General features: G+C 59.0%; 11 protein-coding genes and 2 pseudogenes. 1 reads left to right on the top strand and 12 read right to left on the bottom strand.

All coding sequences use genetic code 11. From position 1 onward, the window contains the following. Position 1: 1 nt before the first annotated feature. From D3M70_RS33830 to yaaA, 12 genes and pseudogenes are all read right to left on the bottom strand, one after another. Positions 2 to 379: pseudogene (locus tag D3M70_RS33830) on the bottom strand (alginate O-acetyltransferase AlgF); the annotation flags it as partial. 38 nt (positions 380 to 417) lie between these two features. Further along, positions 418 to 1,593: an alginate O-acetyltransferase gene (locus D3M70_RS30005; protein ID WP_120129704.1), complete on the bottom strand. Its 1,176-nt coding sequence runs from the start codon at positions 1,591 to 1,593 to the stop codon at positions 418 to 420. 10 nt (positions 1,594 to 1,603) lie between these two features. Then, positions 1,604 to 3,172, bottom strand: a complete 1,569-nt coding sequence (locus D3M70_RS30000) for an MBOAT family protein (RefSeq protein WP_120129703.1) — start codon at positions 3,170 to 3,172, stop codon at positions 1,604 to 1,606. Between the two features lie 141 nt (positions 3,173 to 3,313). Next, positions 3,314 to 4,450, bottom strand: coding sequence for a mannuronate-specific alginate lyase (locus tag D3M70_RS29995; protein WP_120129701.1), 1,137 nt, complete (start codon positions 4,448 to 4,450; stop codon positions 3,314 to 3,316). Between the two features lie 7 nt (positions 4,451 to 4,457). Next, entirely contained in the window at positions 4,458 to 5,897 is a 1,440-nt protein-coding gene (locus D3M70_RS29990) for an alginate O-acetyltransferase (protein WP_120129700.1), read from the bottom strand. A 13-nt stretch (positions 5,898 to 5,910) separates the two neighbouring features. After that, positions 5,911 to 7,554, bottom strand: coding sequence for a mannuronan 5-epimerase AlgG (gene algG, locus D3M70_RS29985; protein ID WP_120129698.1), 1,644 nt, complete (start codon positions 7,552 to 7,554; stop codon positions 5,911 to 5,913). A gap of 27 nt (positions 7,555 to 7,581) precedes the next feature. Beyond that, a complete protein-coding gene (locus tag D3M70_RS29980; RefSeq protein ID WP_375233061.1) occupies positions 7,582 to 8,961 on the bottom strand; it encodes an alginate export family protein in 1,380 nt (459 codons plus the stop codon). A gap of 128 nt (positions 8,962 to 9,089) precedes the next feature. Then, a complete protein-coding gene (algK, locus tag D3M70_RS29975) occupies positions 9,090 to 10,502 on the bottom strand; it encodes an alginate biosynthesis TPR repeat lipoprotein AlgK (protein WP_120129695.1) in 1,413 nt (470 codons plus the stop codon). Positions 10,503 to 10,504: 2 nt separating this feature from the next. Beyond that, positions 10,505 to 11,677, bottom strand: coding sequence for a PilZ domain-containing protein (locus D3M70_RS29970; RefSeq protein ID WP_120129694.1), 1,173 nt, complete (start codon positions 11,675 to 11,677; stop codon positions 10,505 to 10,507). Between the two features lie 53 nt (positions 11,678 to 11,730). After that, positions 11,731 to 13,212 carry a mannuronan synthase gene (alg8, locus tag D3M70_RS29965; RefSeq protein WP_120129692.1) on the bottom strand — a complete coding sequence of 494 codons (1,482 nt, stop codon included), beginning with the start codon at positions 13,210 to 13,212 and terminating at the stop codon, positions 11,731 to 11,733. 129 nt (positions 13,213 to 13,341) lie between these two features. Beyond that, a complete protein-coding gene (locus D3M70_RS29960; protein ID WP_120129691.1) occupies positions 13,342 to 14,658 on the bottom strand; it encodes a nucleotide sugar dehydrogenase in 1,317 nt (438 codons plus the stop codon). 916 nt (positions 14,659 to 15,574) lie between these two features. Continuing rightward, positions 15,575 to 16,354 carry a peroxide stress protein YaaA gene (gene yaaA, locus D3M70_RS29955; protein ID WP_120129689.1) on the bottom strand — a complete coding sequence of 260 codons (780 nt, stop codon included), beginning with the start codon at positions 16,352 to 16,354 and terminating at the stop codon, positions 15,575 to 15,577. 291 nt (positions 16,355 to 16,645) lie between these two features. On the opposite strand from yaaA, the pseudogene D3M70_RS29950 reads away from it, so the two are divergent. Then, a pseudogene (locus D3M70_RS29950) lies at positions 16,646 to 17,809 on the top strand (polysaccharide deacetylase family protein); the annotation flags it as partial. Positions 17,810 to 17,921 lie beyond the last annotated feature (112 nt).

The raw sequence follows: 17,921 nt of genomic DNA, 5'->3' as shown, positions 1-17,921 counted from the left end.
NCTGCTTGTTCTTGAACGGCGGCTCTTCAACCAGCTGCGGCGCGCCGGAAGTGTTGTTGACGATGGTGTAGTAGTGATCGCTGGCCAGTTTCACCGGCAGTGTGTTGCTGCCGATCTTGGCGCTGTAGTCGCCCTGCGGCATGAAGCTGAAATCACTGCTGGCCAGAGGGCCGATTTCGTTCAGGCTGGTGTTGCCGACGCTGGCGCTGATTTCGGCGTTGCTGGCGTTGTATACCCGCACGAAGGTCGAGCCTTTCGGTGCGGTCGGGCCATACAGGGCGGCGTCGCCACCGGCGAAGGCCGAGAGGGATACGAAGCCCAGGCTCGCGGCCAGGACGCAGGTTTTCAGCAGGCCGGATTTGGTCGAACGGGTTGGCATGCGAGTTGGGTTCTGCAAGGTCATTTTGTGTAGTCCTCTCAGTTTTGCGCCCGTGTGGGCGACTCGGAGTTATTGGCGTTCTGAGCCAGATTTTGTTGAGGGTCACGAGCCTTTTTGAGTTCGGCGATCCACTGTGGGTCGAACTCGGTCAGGTCGTTGTGAGCCGGCAGGTAGCGTTCCGGGAACTCCCAGATCAGCACCTGCGGCGGGCTGCTCTTGAAGGCATCGGTCTGCAGATACTTGAGCATCGGCAGAATCGGGCCGTGGCCGTCTTCGGCGTAATTCACGACATCGCTGTGCAGGGCCTGTTTCAGAGCACCGGCGAAGTTCCAGTTGGGGTTGGCGCTGTAGCTGGTGCCGACCAGACCGACTGCGACGGAGTTGTCTGCGAACAGTGCATCGTCACTGTTACCCGCGGCTTGCGCCGGGTTGGTGCTGCGCTGTTGCAGGTCATCCGGCTTCGGCAGCAAGTTGCTGAACAACGGATCGAGCGGCAGGAAGTTGGTCAGGTCGCCTTTGTACGGCGCGCTGGACTTGGCTTCGGTGACGAAGGTCTGCGGATCGCCGCTCAGCGGGGTCTCTTTGGAGATCGCATCGCCCAGCTGTTGCGCGACCACTTCGGCGCCCATCGGCGTCCAGTGGGTGTCGGTGCGCAGGAATACCTGGCCCTTGTCTTTGGCGCTTTGCAGTGGGCCCAGCAGATCAGGAGCCAGGATGCCGGCCTGATTGACCTGTGCGTGGAACTGTTGATACAGATCGGTGTGCAGCGCGGACGGTTTGTTGTCCCCGACGTGCTCCGGGTACAGGCGGGTCTTGGCCGGAACGATCGCCAATACCAGCTGCGTGCCCTGTTTCTTCAGGGTTTCCTGGACGCCCTTGATGATCGCCAGGTTGTCGGCTTCGTTTTGTTCGCCATTGGCGACCGCATCGAATTCCTCATCGGTGTACAGCCACTGGTCCTTGCCCAGAACCACGCCTGGACGGCCTTCGTTGAACACCTTGTAATCCAGCGCAGCCCAGAGGTTGGTGCCCAGACGCTTGATCGGAAACTCGTCGTCGTAATGGGTTTCCACCGCCTTGGTCCAGTGACCGTTGAGGACAGTGGTTTCCTTCGACGTCGAGAAGCCGATGAAGCTGCGCAGCGACCATAGGCCCAGCACCAGCAGGATCGCCAGGAACAGGAAGATGTAGAGGATACGCAACGAACGGGTCATGTCAGGCTCCTCAGAACTGGAAGTAAAGGAACGGCGAGAAGCTGGCCGCCGAGAGTTTGAGAATCGAGGCCACGAACATCAGCAGGATCAGGGCGCGCATGACGTAGCGCGACCAGTCGGCGGTCCAGTACGCAGGCTGAACCTGCGCCTCGGTGCCGACGATGTAACCCGGTTGATGAATGCTGCCCGGCTTGTCGCCCGGAACCGCTTTGATCATTCCTGGCTGCGCGGTGGCAGGGCCATCGGCTTGCACAGGATTTTCGTTGCTGGTCGGTTTGGCAGGCGTGCGGTTGCGGTAGAAATCGCGCAGACCGAAGAACGCCAGCGTGATGTACGCCACGATCAGGGTCGCGACCTGCAGCCCGGTGAGGCTTGCGCGATTGAGGTCCGACAGCTGCCATTCGCCAAAGCTGAACATTGCGCCGTACATGCGAGCGGCGACGTGCAGGTTTTCGGCGCGGAAGATCACCCAGCCCATGACCACCAGCAGGAAGGTGAAGGCCCAGCGCACGACGTTGAAGGTACGGGGCGCAGTGTTGATGCCCAGTGCTTTCTCGATGGCCAGCCAGACGCCGTGCCAGGCACCCCAGACGATGTAGGTGATGTTGGCGCCGTGCCACAGGCCACCTAGCAGCATGGTCAGGAACAGGTTGCGGTAGGTCGCGACTTTGCCGCCACGGTTGCCGCCGAGCGTGATGTACAGGTAGTCGCGCAGCCAAGTGGAAAGGCTGATGTGCCAGCGACGCCAGAACTCGGTGATCGACTGACTGACATAAGGCTGTTTGAAGTTTTCCATGAACCGGAAACCCATCATCAGGCCAAGGCCGATAGCCATGTCGCTGTAGCCGGAGAAATCGAAGTACAGCTGCGCGGTGTAGGCCAGCGCGCCGAGCCAGGCATCGCCCGTGGTCGGGTTCTGCAGGGCGAAGCAGTGATCGGCGACCACCGCCAGCGTGTCAGCGATGAAGACCTTCTTGATGAAGCCTTGCATGAACCGCGTACAGCCTTCGGAAAACTTGTCCAGCGTGTGGGTGCGGTTGTTGAACTGATCCACCAGATCGCGAAAGCGCAATACGGGACCAGCGATCAGGTGCGGGAAGATAGCCACGAACGCCGCGAAGTCGATCAGGTTGCGGGTCGCAGGCGTATCGCCGCGGTAGACGTCGATGATGTAGCTGATGGACTCGAAGATGTAGAACGAGATCCCGATCGGCAATAGCACGTGGGTCAGAATGAACGGCTCGAGACCGACCGAGGTCATCATTGCGTTGATGCTGTCCACGCCGAAATTGGCGTATTTGAAGTAGCCCAGGATACACAGGTCGACCGCGACACCCAGCAGCAGCCAGCGCTGCGCGGGTTTGGTCCTGACCCCGGCGGCGCCTACGCGCAGGCCGATCCAGTAGTTCCACAGCGTCACACCTGCGAACAGTGCCAGGAAGTCCACTCGCCACCACGCATAGAATACGTAGCTGGCGATCAGCAGCAGCAGGTTGCGATAGCGTTGCCCGCTCAGATAGTACAAGCCGAGAAACACCGGCAAGAACAGGAACAGGAACACGTTGGATGAGAAAACCATCCTTATCTCTCCATTTGTCCAACATCAAGGGCCAAAGCCCCCCCAAACCCCCCATGAAAAATCGGGGGGGTACAACATGAATCTCACTGCTTGCGCTCTGATCGTTCCCACGCGGAGCGTGGGTACGATCAGGTCTTCAAATCAAGAACCGCCTTTCTCGCCCTTCTCATGGCTCGGGTCATACGTGCGGGTCATGTCGCCGCCGAGACGGAAGTTCTTGAACGGCTGCATTTTGTGCTTCTTGTCCAGCGTGTCGGGCGCGCAGTCGTAGAGCGAGCAGTACGGTTCGAGCCAAGCGAATTTCATGTCGGTTTTCAAGTCCGTCATGTCCTGTTTCTGGCCGTCTTTCGCCTCGAACTCGTCACCCGAATCCTTGACCCCGGCCAGCACCCGATCACCTAGACGCTTCAGCGCGCCGTTGTTTTCAGGACGCAGATCGACACCGTTGGCCTGGGCGAAACTGGCGATCATCGCCAGCGGCGGAAGGGCGTAGTTGTGGTACGCCAGCGCGCGCTGCTTGCGCTTGAGTTCGTTCGGCAAAAAGCCTTGCGGGTCGACCTGATTGGCAGCGATCTTGAATTCCTTCACCGACCAGTCGAAAAGATCCTTGCGGTTGGTCGCCACGGCGGTAGACATCACCGACCAGGCTGCCCAGTAAGAGTGGTTGTTGGTCTTGTCGAGCGGCAGGTCGTTCCAGTCGCTGACCACCTGGTCCGCCAGCTTGCTGAACCAGGCTTCGATCACTTTCGCATCCTGCTGACGAGTGGCCAGTGGATGCGACTCGGAGAACTTCAGGCGCAGGTACGACGACGACATGCTCCCCAGCGCCCATTTGCGCATCGATTTGCCGGTGTGGTTGAAGTCCCTGGATTCGAGCGCATCGGCCTTGGCCCACGTGGTCAGCATGTTCAGTGCGCAGTCGAGCTGTTCCGGCCGACCGTCGCGCATGTACTGCATCACCACTTTGCTGGTGTTGCGTTCCATGGTCGTGATGTCCTTGGTGGCATCACGGAAGGCTTGTTCCGAATCCTTGTTCAACGTGGCGCGGGCCTTGTCCGATCCCTCGTACTTGCTACGAAATTGCAGCGGGCCGGTGTAAGGCTGCGGTGTTGAATCGCAGCTGAATTTACTTTCGCCGCTTTTGAATTTTTCGACACCCTCGTAGTAGCCCTGCGGCGGCACGAGTGTCGACGCAGCGCTGGCGCTGGTGGCGAAGGCTGTCGACGACAGCACGGCCAGCGAGAGAAGGGTAGGGAGCATCAGTTTTGGAGTGTGCATAAGAGCCTCATAACCCGGCTTGCGCGGTTTGATGCGCGACATTCGGGAACACGTTGCGTTTGCATACTTTCGCTTCGACTTGCTGTGGCGCAGCGCCCGCTTCCGGACCCTGCACTTCCAGTGCGAGCAATTGCTGGTCGGCCCAGTCTTTGTCATCGCGCAGTTCGAAGGAGAAGCGCCCGTCGGTTTCAGATGTTTCAGGTTTTTCGATCTTCAGGTCTTCGTGGCGGCCGTTCATGTACCAGAGGCGCGCCTGAAGGGTTTTCACCGAGGTGTCGGCGAACTTGATGTCGATCTGATTACTGCCGTTGCGCACATCCTTGATGCCGTTTTTGCCGTTGACCAACAGCTCGTTGGTGCCTGGCTTGAGAGTGGTGCTGGTAGCCATCAGCGCCGGTTTGCCCTCACAGCCGTTATCCAGCAGCGACATCATCTGGCGATAGATGGTCTCCTGGTCGAGGCGGTACAGAGGCGAGAATTCCCAGATGAGAATCTTCGGTGGGTGTTGCTGGAAGTCGTCGCTGCCCAGGTACTGCAGCATCGAGCCCTCAAAGCCACCGCCCGGGAAGGCGACGTTCAGCACGTCGGCCCCGATGTATTCCTGCAGAAAGCCTGCGAAGTTGTAGTTCTTGCCGCTGTGACTGGTACCGACCAGGGTGATTTCCGGGTTGCCGGAGTCACCGAACAGGTCGCCGTCGGCCGCTTCGCCTTTGGGTTCGGTCTCGAACTGATCCATGTACTGGATGGCGTAGCTGGTGCCGCACAATTGACCGGCCATGTTGTGCAGAGTGCCCTTCTTGCCCATGCGACCTGACAGGTGGGTCTCGAATTCACGCTTGGGAATGTCGGCGAAAGCCGGCATCTTTTTCACGGAATCAGCAACGATTTTCGCGGTGCGTTGAGCGCCGTACGGCGTCCAGTGCTGGTCACCGCGGAAGTAGAAGTCATGGGCCTGCTGTTCGTTGGTCAGAGGCGACAGATCCGGCACGGTGTAGCCCATTTTCGCAAAGCGACCAAGCATGGCCTGGTAGTTGCGCAGGGCGGTGTTGTAGTCGAACTTGTCGCGCTCGGCCGGGAACAGTTTGTTGCGATCGACCAGGCCACGAGTGGGCTGATAGACGACCACCAGTTCTACACCTTTGCTCTTGAAGGCGTCGTGCAACTGTTGCATGCGACGGTAGCCCTCAGGCGTGGTGTCGAACTCGGTGCGCAGGTCTTCCTTGGTACGGAACAGCCAGTCGCCCTGAGCCTGAACCAGTGTGGTGAAGTTCTGCTGGTAGCGGGTGACGTAGTTCTTCTCGTCGTGGGCTTCCGGGCACAGGCTGCAGCAAGGCTCGGCCGTGAACGTCGGTGCGCTTGCATCGGCGGCATACGCGGCGTTGCTGGCGGCGAAGAGTGCTGCGGTCAGGCCGGAGAGGCTGAGCAACTTGATCAAATGTGCGTGCATAGAAATAGCTTCCTCAGTCCCGGAGTTGTTTCTGGCTTTCGACCGGGTCGATCAACACGGCTTTTTGTTGGCGGACAAGCAGATCAAGGATTTCGTCCTGGCGGTCACCCAGTACGCCGTTGAAGCTGATCCCGCTGCTTTTGGTCGGCGCCAGCATCGACACTTTGTACAGCTCGACGCTGAGCGGCGAGTCGATGGACAGCGGGCCGGAACCGTTGGAGGTCAGCTCGCCGCCAACCATGATGAGCGACACCTCGGCGTCGAACGGGTCGAGCTTGATGTCGCGGTCGGTGTCGGAGAGATCCTTGATGTGGCCGTAGACGCCCATCAGGCCGTTGCCGATCGCCAGATTCTCGTACAGCTTGATGTTGGTGCTGTTGCGAACCCGGATGCCGTGGCGTTTGTTGGCGAACACGCGGTTGCCCCACAGCAGGTTGTCAGCACTTTCATACAGCGTGATGCCGTCGGTGTGGTTGCGGTAGATCTGGTTGTAGGCCACCAGATTGTTCACGCTGTTACGGTCCAGAACGATGCCCGACAGGTGGTTCTCGTAGCTTTTGTTGTTAATGATGAAGCTGTCGTTCACCTCACGGGAAATGATGATCCCGTGTTTCTTCTTGGTCCCGTAGACGGTGTTCTCGGCAATGATCAGGCCGTGGGAACGGTCGTGTGGGTCGATGCCGTAGATGATGTTGTCGCGGTAGGTATTGCCCTTGACCACGAAGTCGCGGGTCTCATAGCAGTAGTAGCCGTACCACATGTCCGAGAATTCGGAATTGACGATCCAGCCGGTCGGGTCCGGACGGTTCATCTGTGCCTTCATGTTCGGCGTGTACTGGGAAATACTCAGACCGTACGACTTGCTGTTGTTGTAACCCAGGCTTGCCACCTTGGTGTTGAACATGTAGGTCTGAGTGCCGCCCCAGGACAGCAGGAACGGGCGGAATTCCTTCGGCGCCTTGAAAGTCGACGGGCCGTTGGCCTTCTCGCTCCAACCGGTAATCCGGGTGTCGGAGACGAACAGCAGGTTGTCGTTGACCATGAACGCACCGGCTTCCTGCGACAGGCGCAGTTCACTGGTCTTCTTGTCGATTTCCAGAATACCTTTCTTGCCGACCACGATCGGCAAGCGCGCCAGGAACACGCCCGGGGATGTTTCGTTCAGGTACTGCTTAGGCACTTTTTTCGCCAGGTCCTGAAGGGTCATGTAACCGTCGTCGATGAAGATCGCCTGCGGGATGCCGTGCTGACGGGCAACCCATTCGGCCATCTTGTTATCGCCGCCGATGAACTCCTTCAGCGAGTCCTCTTGCATCATGCGGCGAATCGAGGCCTTACCGGCCTTGCTGCGCACGATCTTCTTCTGCATGGCCTGTTGGGTATAGCCCGACAGATCCGGCAGTTTGGGCTTGTCCATCATCAGTGGGCCGGTGGGCGGGCTGGTGATGGTGTAGGTTTGCGCCTGATGCAGTCCTTTGACCACATCATCGCCGGGCGCAGGTTGCGTCGCAGGTTGTGCCGCGGCAGCGTGGGGCGCCGGAGCAGTGCTGGCAATGGCAGCAGTGCTCGCCAGCAATAGGGCGCTGCTGAGCACTGCGCTTTCCAGCAAGGCATGAGGCCATGCCCGGTGACGCATATTGCTTGCTTGACTGTTCATCTCATTGCACTCCTATCGCGGCTTGCATCAGAAGCGCCAGATGACGTCGACGATGGCGCGGTGCATGTAATCGTCCACACCGCTGTGATATGCATCGCCTGGCTTGAACACGCCTGCGCGCAGGCGAATCAGAGCAGACGGCTCGTCGAACGACTGGCTGACCGAGGCGGGCAGCAGGCCTTGCTTGAAGTACTTGGTGACGACCAGGTCCATCTCCTGCCCCAGATCCTTGCGGCCGTCTTCCAGCGGCAACGAATCGAAGGTGCCAGTGCTTACGCCATCGGCATCGAAGTTTTCGCGGGCAGGATTGACGCCGGCGCCGCCGATACCGGAGTGGCCGTCCACGCGACGGAACTTGTGGTAGATCAGAGAGGCGTCGTAATCCTCTTGCATCTGCCAGGAGGCGAACAGCGAGCCGGATTCCACGTTGGCCATTTCGCCCTGGAAGGCCTCACCGAAGCGATGCACGCGCGAACGCGTACCGGTCCAGTTCGAGCGGTTGCTTTCCAGACCGTTCTGCTCGTAGTTCTTGCTGGCGCGGGAGTAGGCGCCGCCGACCTGCCATTGCGGATCGAGACGCAAACGCAGACCCAGATCGGTCGCCCAGCCGTTGACGTTGCTGCTGTCTTTCTGACCGGCCAGATACTGGTCAGTGGTCGCGTCGTAGGTCGAGCCGATCTGGTCGCGGTTACCGGTCAGCCAGGTCAGGCTGCCCCAGTAGTTGACGGTGTTCAGGTTGCGATAGTTGTACGCGTCGCTGTTGGCCTGAATGCCGAGCCAGGTCAGATCGCCGCGAGACGTCTTGTCCAGATCATCGATCGACTCGCCCTGATGTTTCAGGCTGCCACCATCGTGGCTGTAGTGAGCGCGTACACCCGCCCATTGGCCAGGAGTCCACTGGTATTCGACATCGCCGAACAGGTGCTGGCGATCCTTGTCCTGCGCCGACAGCTCGGTGAGGTCGGTGCGGTATTCGCTGAAGCGCTGGGCAGCGCCGACTTCGGCCTTGAGCAGCGTTGTGTCGAAGGTCCAGTTCAGGGCCTCGATATTGGTGTCGTGCCACTGGCCGTCGTCGTTGCGCAGACGCTGACGACCGAACTTGAGGATCTCGCCAGGGTAGGGCGTGAAACCGCTGTAGCCGATCCAGAATTCACGAAGGGCCGCGTAGCTGTCGTCCACTTCGCGACTGCTGGACGTGCTGCGGGCGCGCTGGCTGGTCTGGCCTTCGGCGTTGGTGGTCTGTTCGTCCAGCGGGTCGGTCTGGATGGTGTCGCTGGCAGTGACCACCTGACCCATCGCGTAGCCGCTCCAGTTGCCCCATTGGCCATACATCCATGGGCGCAGATCAAGACCGATCCCGTTGACGTCGCCACCGCCACGGGTGCCCAGGTCGCGGTCGTCTTCCATCTGGCCGGTGGCCTTCACTTCGATCCCGAAGTTCTTGTCTTCGGTCAAGGCAGCCAATGTCGGGGTAGCCCAGATCAGGGTGAAACCCAGACCGAGCCCGGCCGCCATCAGAGGGTTCAACTTAAGCTTCATAGAGGTGCGTCCTCGCCGTCTTTTTCTTCTTGCAGTGCCTGCATGGCCAGCGCGTTCTGCGCAGTGGTGCCACGGACCTGCTGTTCTCGCTGGAGAAGACTCTGCGCCTGGGCGCGTTTCTCAGGCGGCAATTGATCGTTGAGTTGCTGCGCAAGATCCGTCGCTTGCGGGGTGCCCTGCGCTTGCGCCAACTGGCCAAATACCCAAGCGTTGACCGGGTCGGGTTTGATGCCCTTGCCTTGCGAAAATAGCTGCGCGAGGGCGAAGTCGGCGCTGTTCTGGCCGCCGCGAGCGGAGGTCAGCAGTTCGTTGACGGCCTTCTGGGCATCGGGGTGGCCGAGGTAACCACGGCGATAAAGCTGGCCCAGGTAATAGTGTGCGGATATCTGCGTCGGAGCAGCCTTGAGCAGATGCTCTTCGGCTTTCTTTGCGTCCGGCAACACCAGCTTGCCTTCGTAATAGACCTTGCCCAGCAGCAGTTCGGCGCGCGGTTGGTCGGCGGCCCGGCCGTTGTCCAGGTACTCCATCATCTTGTTGACGTCGCCCAACTCCGGATAGTCGTAGAGCAACTGAGCCAGGCTCACCCAGGAAGCGGGATAGGCCGGCGCGATCTTCTCCAGCAGTTGCTGGGCGGTCTTCTCGTCGGGCTTGCCCAGGGTCGAGTCCGCCAGTACGCGAGCGACACTGTCGACACGCATGGCGGGCACGCTGCCCATGGCATAGCCGCTCTGCATTTGCTCCAGCAGTGCGGCCTGTTTGTCGGCTTCGCCGCGCTTCTGATAGACCGTGGCCAGTTCCATGTAGCAAACGTCGTTGGTGCGCAGGGCCTGTTTGCAGATGCTTTCGACCTCACCCAGATGCTGGTCGTAAGTACCCTGAGTGCGATACAGCAGCACCTGAGCCAGACCCGCTTCCGGATAACCCGACGCGCGCCATTCGTTGATCTTCTGCTGAGCATTCACGTTGGGGAACGTGTGCGGGTATTGCAGATAGAGCATTGCCAGCGGTATCAGCGTGCCGGCCTCGCCGTTGGCGAAGGCTTGCTTCAACAGACCTTCGGCTTCGCGTTGCTCGGCTTCGGTGGAGTTGGGCTTGACCGCCAGCAGCTTGCCCAGGCGCGATTGCGCACGGGGCGATGTCTGGGCTGCGGCGCGGTAAGTCGCCTCGGCCTGTTTGATCAGTTCCGGGTCGCGAGTGCCGACCTGGATGTCCGCAAGACCTACCTGTGCATCGCTATAACCCAGGTCCGCCAGTTGCCGATAGTTTTGCTCCGCCAGCGCGGTATCGCCGCGTTTCAGGGCTTCATTGGCCAGACGTTGATCGGGCAGGCCGGCACAGCCGCCCAGACCGATGGCGATCGCCAGGCTCAACAACGTAGGGGCTGACAAGCTTCGAAGTGGGCTAGCCATGTTTAGAGACCTGCGGCCGTGGCTTTATCGATCAGCCAGTTCAGCGAAGGGCCGCGATCGCTGACCACCTCGACCGGACGGCCTGCCAGGCTGCTGTTGATCGAATCGTCAGGTTTGATCTGTACGCGAAGGTCCGAAGAAAGATCGGCCGGGCTCAAGGCGGTGGAGCTGACCACCTTGCCGCTGTGAGTACCGCTTTCGCCGGCGATCTGGAAGTTCACGCGAGCGCCCGGCTGGACATCGGCGAACTGGCGGTAGGTGAAGCGGGCGTCGACGTTGGCGGCGACGTTGCGAGGGACCAGTTGGAAGATCACCTGACCCTTGGCGGCGTACTGACCATCTGCAACCAGTTGCTTGCCGACTACGCAATCGCATGGGCTGGTCATGGTGCCTGCCAGTTGGCGACCGAACAGCTCTTCAACCTTGGCCGGTTGCATTTCATCCGGGTCCAGGTTGCCCTTGAGCATTTCCAGCATGCTGGTATTGAACGTCGCCAACGGGGCGCCTTTGGCTACCACGCCGTCAGGACCCACCAGGCTGGTGACGGTACCTTCGCGCGGCATGGTCACGTCCATGCTCGGCACGCTGACCAGGCCGGAGGTCGAATGGCTGACGAAATACATGCCGTAGACGGATTTTGCGACGAAGCCGAAAGCCGCCAGGCCGATGACGAAGATACCGGCGCTGAAGGTCACTGCACGCAGGCGACCGAACGCGCTCATGCCGCTGCCGCTGTCCTTGACCTTGCGCGCCTTGGTGAAGTTGTCGCGCTGCAGGGTGGCGAGCACTTCGCCCATGCTGACGATATCGCCCGACAGATGCGAAGTGATCAAGTGACGCAGCGTGGCGATGTCCTGTGGTTCCAGATGCTGGAACTGGCAACCGACGCGGCCGGTTGCGGCATCGATAGCACGAACCTGCAGCTGGACGTCCATCGCCAGTCCCAGGTTATCGATCAGGAACTGCATACGGCCTTTGATAACCTGGCCCGCCGTCAGTTTCAGGCCGCTTGGCGCAATGAAGCTCAGGCCCCCGGCAGAGAGATCTTCGACACGCACCAGAGGCGCGTTCGGCTGACCATTGAGCAGGCGCAGCTTGGCTGGAATCTTGACCCGGGCGTGCTGACGCTGGGCTTCGGATTCATGGACGACGTTCACATTCACGGCTGTATTCATGGCGGTAATTCCTGATTAATCGAGTTGATCCATTAGTGCGGTCAGAGACCCGGTCAAACCATTGTCAGCAGCACGGCAACGAAGATGCTGCCAGCCGAGAAAGTCATGGTCCGAGACGACCAGGTATTGAACCAACCCTGGAAGCTGGCCATGTCGCGGCTCAGTTTGGTGTCCTGGCGTGTCCAGGACTGGCGGTCGAGGCGGAAGAAGACGTAGATCTTCATCAGTGCGCCGACGATCTGGTTGTAATAGAGAATCAAGGGGTAGGCCGGGCCGATGGCATGCCCTGAGCAAGACAGCAGCACTGTCAGGATCAGGCGTGTGATGCCGATCCAGAGCAGGTAGGCCAACAGGACACCCATGCCAAATTTGAAAGCGGCCAGCACTGCGACTGTGAGGCCCAGGATCGAGGTCCACATCGAGACGCGCTGGTCGAACAGGACGATGCTGGTGAACACGCCGAGGCGACGCACGCCTAGGCCGAGAGCACGGGAGTTCTGGCGCAGATTGTTGCCGTACCAGCGATACATCAGCTTGCGGCTGGCCTTGAGGAAGCTCTTCTCCGGCGGGTGCTCAACCGTGTTGATGGCGGCGTCCGGCACGTAGAAAGTGTCGTAACCCAGGCGCATCAGGCTGAACCAGCTGGACTTGTCATCGCCGGTCAGGAATTTGAAGCGGCCCAGGCGCCAGTGCTGCAGCGAGTCGCTTTCGACGTCGGCGATGAAGTCCGGGTCGGTAACCACCGTGGCGCGGAATACCGACATGCGGCCGGTCATGGTCAGTACGCGTTTGGACAGAGCCATCGAGCACATGTTGATGTGCCGCTGAGCGAAACGCAGCTTGTGCCACTCGCTCATGATGTAGCCGCCGCGTACTTCGCAGAATTCGTTGGTGGTCAGGCCGCCGACGTTGCCGAACAGCTGAAACCACGGCACGGTTTTCTGCACCACGCCTTCGGCCAGTACGGTGTCGCCATCGATCACGGCCACGACGGCACGATCATCCGGCATGTGGCGGGAGATGGCGCGAAAGCCGAACGCCAGGCCGTCGCGCTTGCCGGTGCCGGCAATGCGCACGAAGTCCAGTTTCACGTGTTCCGGTGGGTTGTACTTGGCCCACAGGGCCTTGACCAGCAGTTCATCGGACATTTCCACCAGCGAGCAGACGACCGTGGTCGGGTAGCCGCAGGCGATGGCTTCCTGAATCACCGAGCTGTAGACCTGAGCGGTGGTCAGCGCGTCGATGCGAAAGCTGGTGACCATCAGGAACACGTGAGATGGATCCGCTGCCTTGCCGAGCTTGCGCACTTTGCGGCGCAGGTGCGGATAGACGATGTAGAGAAAAATCATGCCGCGCACAAAATGCGTTGCGCCCATCGAGTAACGCCAGATGCCGACGATACCGACGAGAAAAATAAAGTCTTTCGACTGCGAGTCGAAAAGTGTCGAAGGCAGCGCCATGGCAATGGCGGCCAGCAAACTTAAATAAAACAGCCAACCTGCGGCCTGAAGTAAGCCGTGTTTTAGCCTGAGCATAATCTGGACCTCTAGAAGTCAGTTGCAAGCCGCAAGCTTCAAACCGCAGGTCCATGCGAAAACGCATTGGACCTGTGGCCTGGAGCTGGCTTTGAACCTGTCACTTGAAACTTGCAGCTTGCAGCTGCCTTACCAGCAAATACCCTCGGTCTGACCGTCTTCGGTGGTAGTGCCTTTCATGAAGCCCACCAGGTCGATGACACGTTTGCCGGCTGGCGCTTCATTGGCCAGTGCGCGGAAACGTTCGTCGCGGTTACCGAGAATGATCACGTCGGAGTTATCGATGACCGCGTCGAAGTCCGAATTCAGCAGGGACGAAACGTGCGGGATCTTGGACTCGATGTAGTCCTTGTTCGCGCCGTGAACGCGAGCGTATTCGACGTTGCTGTCGAAGATGCTGAGGTCGAAACCCTTGCCGATCAGCATCTCTGCCAGCTCGACCAGTGGGCTTTCGCGCAAATCATCGGTACCGGCCTTGAAGCTCAGACCCAACAGGGCAACCTTGCGGGTGTCGCTGGCAGCAACGATGTCGAATGCGTTCTGCACCTGAGACACATTGCTGCGCATCAGGGAGTTGAGCAGTGGTGCTTCGATGTCCAGAGAGCTGGCGCGGTAGGTCAGGGCGCGAACGTCCTTCGGCAGGCAGGAGCCGCCGAACGCGAAGCCCGGGCGCATGTAGTACTGGGACAGGTTGAGCGCCTTGTCCTGGCAGACGACTTCCATCACTTCACGGCCGTCGACACCGACTGCCTTGGCGATGTTGCCGATTTCGTTGGCGAAGGTGACCTTGGTCGCATGCCAGACGTTGCAGGTGTACTTGATCATTTCGGCAACGGCGATGTCCTTGCGGATGATCGGTGCGTCGAGTTCTTCGTACAGCGATTGCAGAACGTCACCGGAGGCCTTGTCGAATTCGCCGATTACGGTCATCGGAGGATGATCGTAGTCTTTGATCGCAGTGCTTTCACGCAGGAATTCAGGGTTTACCGCAACGCCGAAATCGACGCCGGCTTTCTTGCCCGAGCAGTCTTCCAGAATCGGGATGACCACGTTTGCAACGGTGCCTGGCAGAACGGTGCTGCGCACGACGATGGTGTGGCGAGAGGTCTTTTCACGCAGTACGAAACCGATTTCGCGGCAGACGGATTCGATGAAATCCAGCTCCAGATCGCCATTCTTCTTGCTTGGCGTGCCGACGCAGATCATCGAAAGGTCAGTGGCGCGGATGGCCTCGGAGAAGTCGGTCGTACCGCGCAGCTTGCCGGTCTTGATACCGTTTTCCAGCAGTTCACCCAGACCCGGTTCAACGATCGGCGATTTGCCCTGGTTGATCAGGTCGATCTTGGCGCTGGAGATATCCACACCGACAACGTCATGACCACGTGCCGAGAGGCAACCAGCACATACTGCACCGACATAGCCCAAACCAAAGATGCTGATATGCATCGTAATCTCCTCGATTTTTACGCCATTTAGTTGGCTGGATATAAGTACTGTCTAACAACTTTCGCGCACTCGTTCGCACGGCAAGTTAATGTCGTGACACAAGCACAGGCAGAATTTAAGTGTGAGCGGCCTGATTTCGTAGGCGGGCTCGAATGTTACAGAATATAAGCGTCGAGTAACCGATACATATGTATGTAGGTTCCCGATCTGGGATATGGCATAACACTCCAACGAATGATGCGAGTCGCTGCCGCGCCTCTGGCTCAAGGCTTTTAGCCATGATCAGTCTTGTCTTGCTCGTCAGTGGCTGCAGGCACCCGATTGGTGCTTGCTCGATTTACTTCAACTAGTTTGGTGCGTTCTCTCCTTGTACGTACCACCGGAACGGGTCGTCCAACTACGTTGATAAGCAACTTCCAGAATCGTCCTGCTGCTATGTAAGAGATGTCTCACAAGGTGGACGAGAATTGTTACGGGATGTAGGAGCGTGAGGCTTCCCCATAAGTTCCGGGCCGCTCGTCCTCTTTTTGAGATTTTTTGAAATACCTTCGGTCTTGCGAATAGTTGCACTCTGATAGCACATCCGGTTTAGCCCTTATTAATAAAGGGCCTGAGGCAAGTGTATGTAAGTGTGCCACTAGTGCGAACAGACAAAGTGCCAGCACTCAAAAATGTTGTTAATTTTTTGAGAAAAAAGCGGCCTGCTCGGACGCCGACTTATTGTTGGCGCCAAATAGTTGTCTTGCGTGCCGTTCGTCCGCCAATAGGGCGCAGGAGGAACTTCAAAGGGCATTCAATTGGATGGGCATTAAACGTTTTTTTAAACGCGTCGGGATGTGCTCGACGTCGCTCAACCGGTCTTCAAGTGATGCACAGAATGAAAAAGGGCTCGATCGAGCCCTTTTTTTGTGCCTGATCAAACGGCGGATTCATCCCTCAGGAACACCAGCTTGTCCGTTTTCGACAGGTCCTTGCTGTAGCGGTAACCCTGCAAATCGAACTGCTTGAGGTGTTCAGGGTTGTCTATCCGCTCGGAAATCACGAACCGGCTCATCATGCCGCGCGCCTTCTTGGCGTAGAAGCTGATGATCTTGAACTGACCGTTCTTCTGATCGCGGAACTCTGTGTCGATCACACGGGCTTTGAGCGCAGGGCGTTTGACTGCAGAGAAGTATTCGTTAGATGCCAGGTTGAGCAGCACGTCGTCGCCTTGCTCGGCCAGTGCCTCGTTGAGCCATTCGCTGATGCGCTCACCCCAAAAGGCATAAAGGTCCTTGCCGCGGGCATTGGCCAGTTTGGTGCCCATTTCCAGCCGATAGGGCTGCATCAGGTCCAGTGGGCGCAGCAGGCCGTACAAACCGGAAAGCATGCGCAGATGTTGTTGTGCATAGTCGAGATCGGCTTCACCGAGGGTCTCGGCGGCAAGTCCGGTGTAAACGTCGCCCTTGAATGCCAGCAGAGCCTGCTTGGCGTTTTTCGGGGTGAACGCTGGTGTCCAACTGCCGAACCGCGCGGCATTGAGCCCGGCCAGTTTGTCGGAAAGATGCATCAGCTCGCTGATTTGCGCAGGTGTCAGCTCGCGCAACTGAGTGATCAGTTCCTGTGAGTGGTCCAGGTATTGCGGCTGGGTGAAGCGCTCGGTGGTCGGCGGGGTCTCGAAATCGAGGGTTTTCGCTGGGGATATCACCATCAGCATGCAGTCGTCTCCTTTAATCGTGGGGGCGATTCTAGGGGTTGTGACCCGATGACTCCAGCTATGGTGATGATAGGTAGAGGTCCACAGATGGTCGGAGTAAATGCAGGAGCGCGCTTGCCCGCGATTGTGGTGTTCCTGCTAGCCAATGGATAACTGAAACACCGCAATCGCGGGCACGCGAGCTCCTGCAAGGCCTGAGCATGAATTCGAGACTCTGGGTGCAGCCATCAAATCCGCTATAGTGCCTCGCCGGTTTCGGCCGCTTTGTTCAAGGATTGGGAGCACATCGTTTTGCGCATGCCGTTATTGATCGGTGCCTGTCTGCTGGCGTTCAGCGCCCAGGCGGCGACCGGAGAGATTGCGACGATGGATCGCAGTGTCTGGCCGGAGGTTCTGGAGACTCCGCAACTGTTCGATGTCGCCTCTCGCGCCGAAATCCTGAGTTTTGCCCATCAGTTGCTCGAGAGCGAAAACCTCAGCGATGTTCAGCTTGCCGAACGCATGGGCTTGCGCCAGATCAATGTGCAAACGGTCAACGTGATCCGCACGCGCATGTGGGCGAGGTTGTTCGAGAACTGGAAATCCGCCGAAAAATCCTGCGAGGCCGATGCTTCGTTCTGCGTGCTGGTCGACGACGTACCGATGCTGCGTCAGCGAGCGGCGGAGTACAAGGTTGCTGACGACTCCTTCTATGCACATTGGGCCGCCCCTGCTGATGCTTTCAACCAGCGTTATCTCAACGAGCTGCTGCGCATGGCGGCGTTGTTCCCGCAGACCAGCAGCGAGATCGAGCGCTACAACTCGGACGAGTTGAGTGGCGAGGAGATGCCGGATCGCACCTTCCTGCTCAATTTCGAGAGTGGCCCTACGGTGGCTGACGGTGCAACCGACTGGCTCGCTGACTTCATGCGTCAGCAGAAAATCAACGCAACGTTCTTCGTGCTTGGCAAAAACCTGCAGAGCCGTATTGATGCCAGTTCCCCACAAGCGCTGCAAACGTTGTATCGCCAGCAGTGTGTCGGCCTGCAAGGCTGGGAATATCGCTCGCACGCTCATTGGAACGACTGGCAGGATTCGATCGAGCGCAGCGCGGCGCTGGTTCAGCAAACGCTGCCGGATAATTTCGTGCCGCTGTTCCGCCCGCCGTACGGTCATCGTCGGGCCGACGGTGCACAGTTCTTCCGTGATCAGCAGTTGCAGGTATCGTTGTGGAATATCGATTCACAGGACGCGACCGGACGCATTTCCGCTGAACAGAGTGCGCACCGGGTGCTGACCCTGATGCTGTTATGGCGGCGTGGCAATATCGTCTTCCACGACAGCACTGACAAGCCGCAACAGGCAGTGCCCTGGCTGATGGCCAATACCGCGCAGAGCGGTGTGACGTGGGAGGACTGTCATATTTATCCGCAGCAATTGCCGGATGAAACCGATGAGGCGCCACCCGACGACGATGACTCCGACGAGCCCTCGGACGAGCAGACGCAAGATTCTCAGGAACAACCAGCGGATCAGGCTCAAGAGCCCGTAAAACAAGGCGAGTAGCGGGGTGATGCGGCAGGGCCGG

This window comes from Pseudomonas sp. LS-2 (genome assembly GCF_003605735.1).
GTDB lineage: Bacteria > Pseudomonadota > Gammaproteobacteria > Pseudomonadales > Pseudomonadaceae > Aquipseudomonas.
Note: the sequence above shows the minus strand (reverse complement) of the source record. Positions and strands in the feature narration are given on the sequence as shown.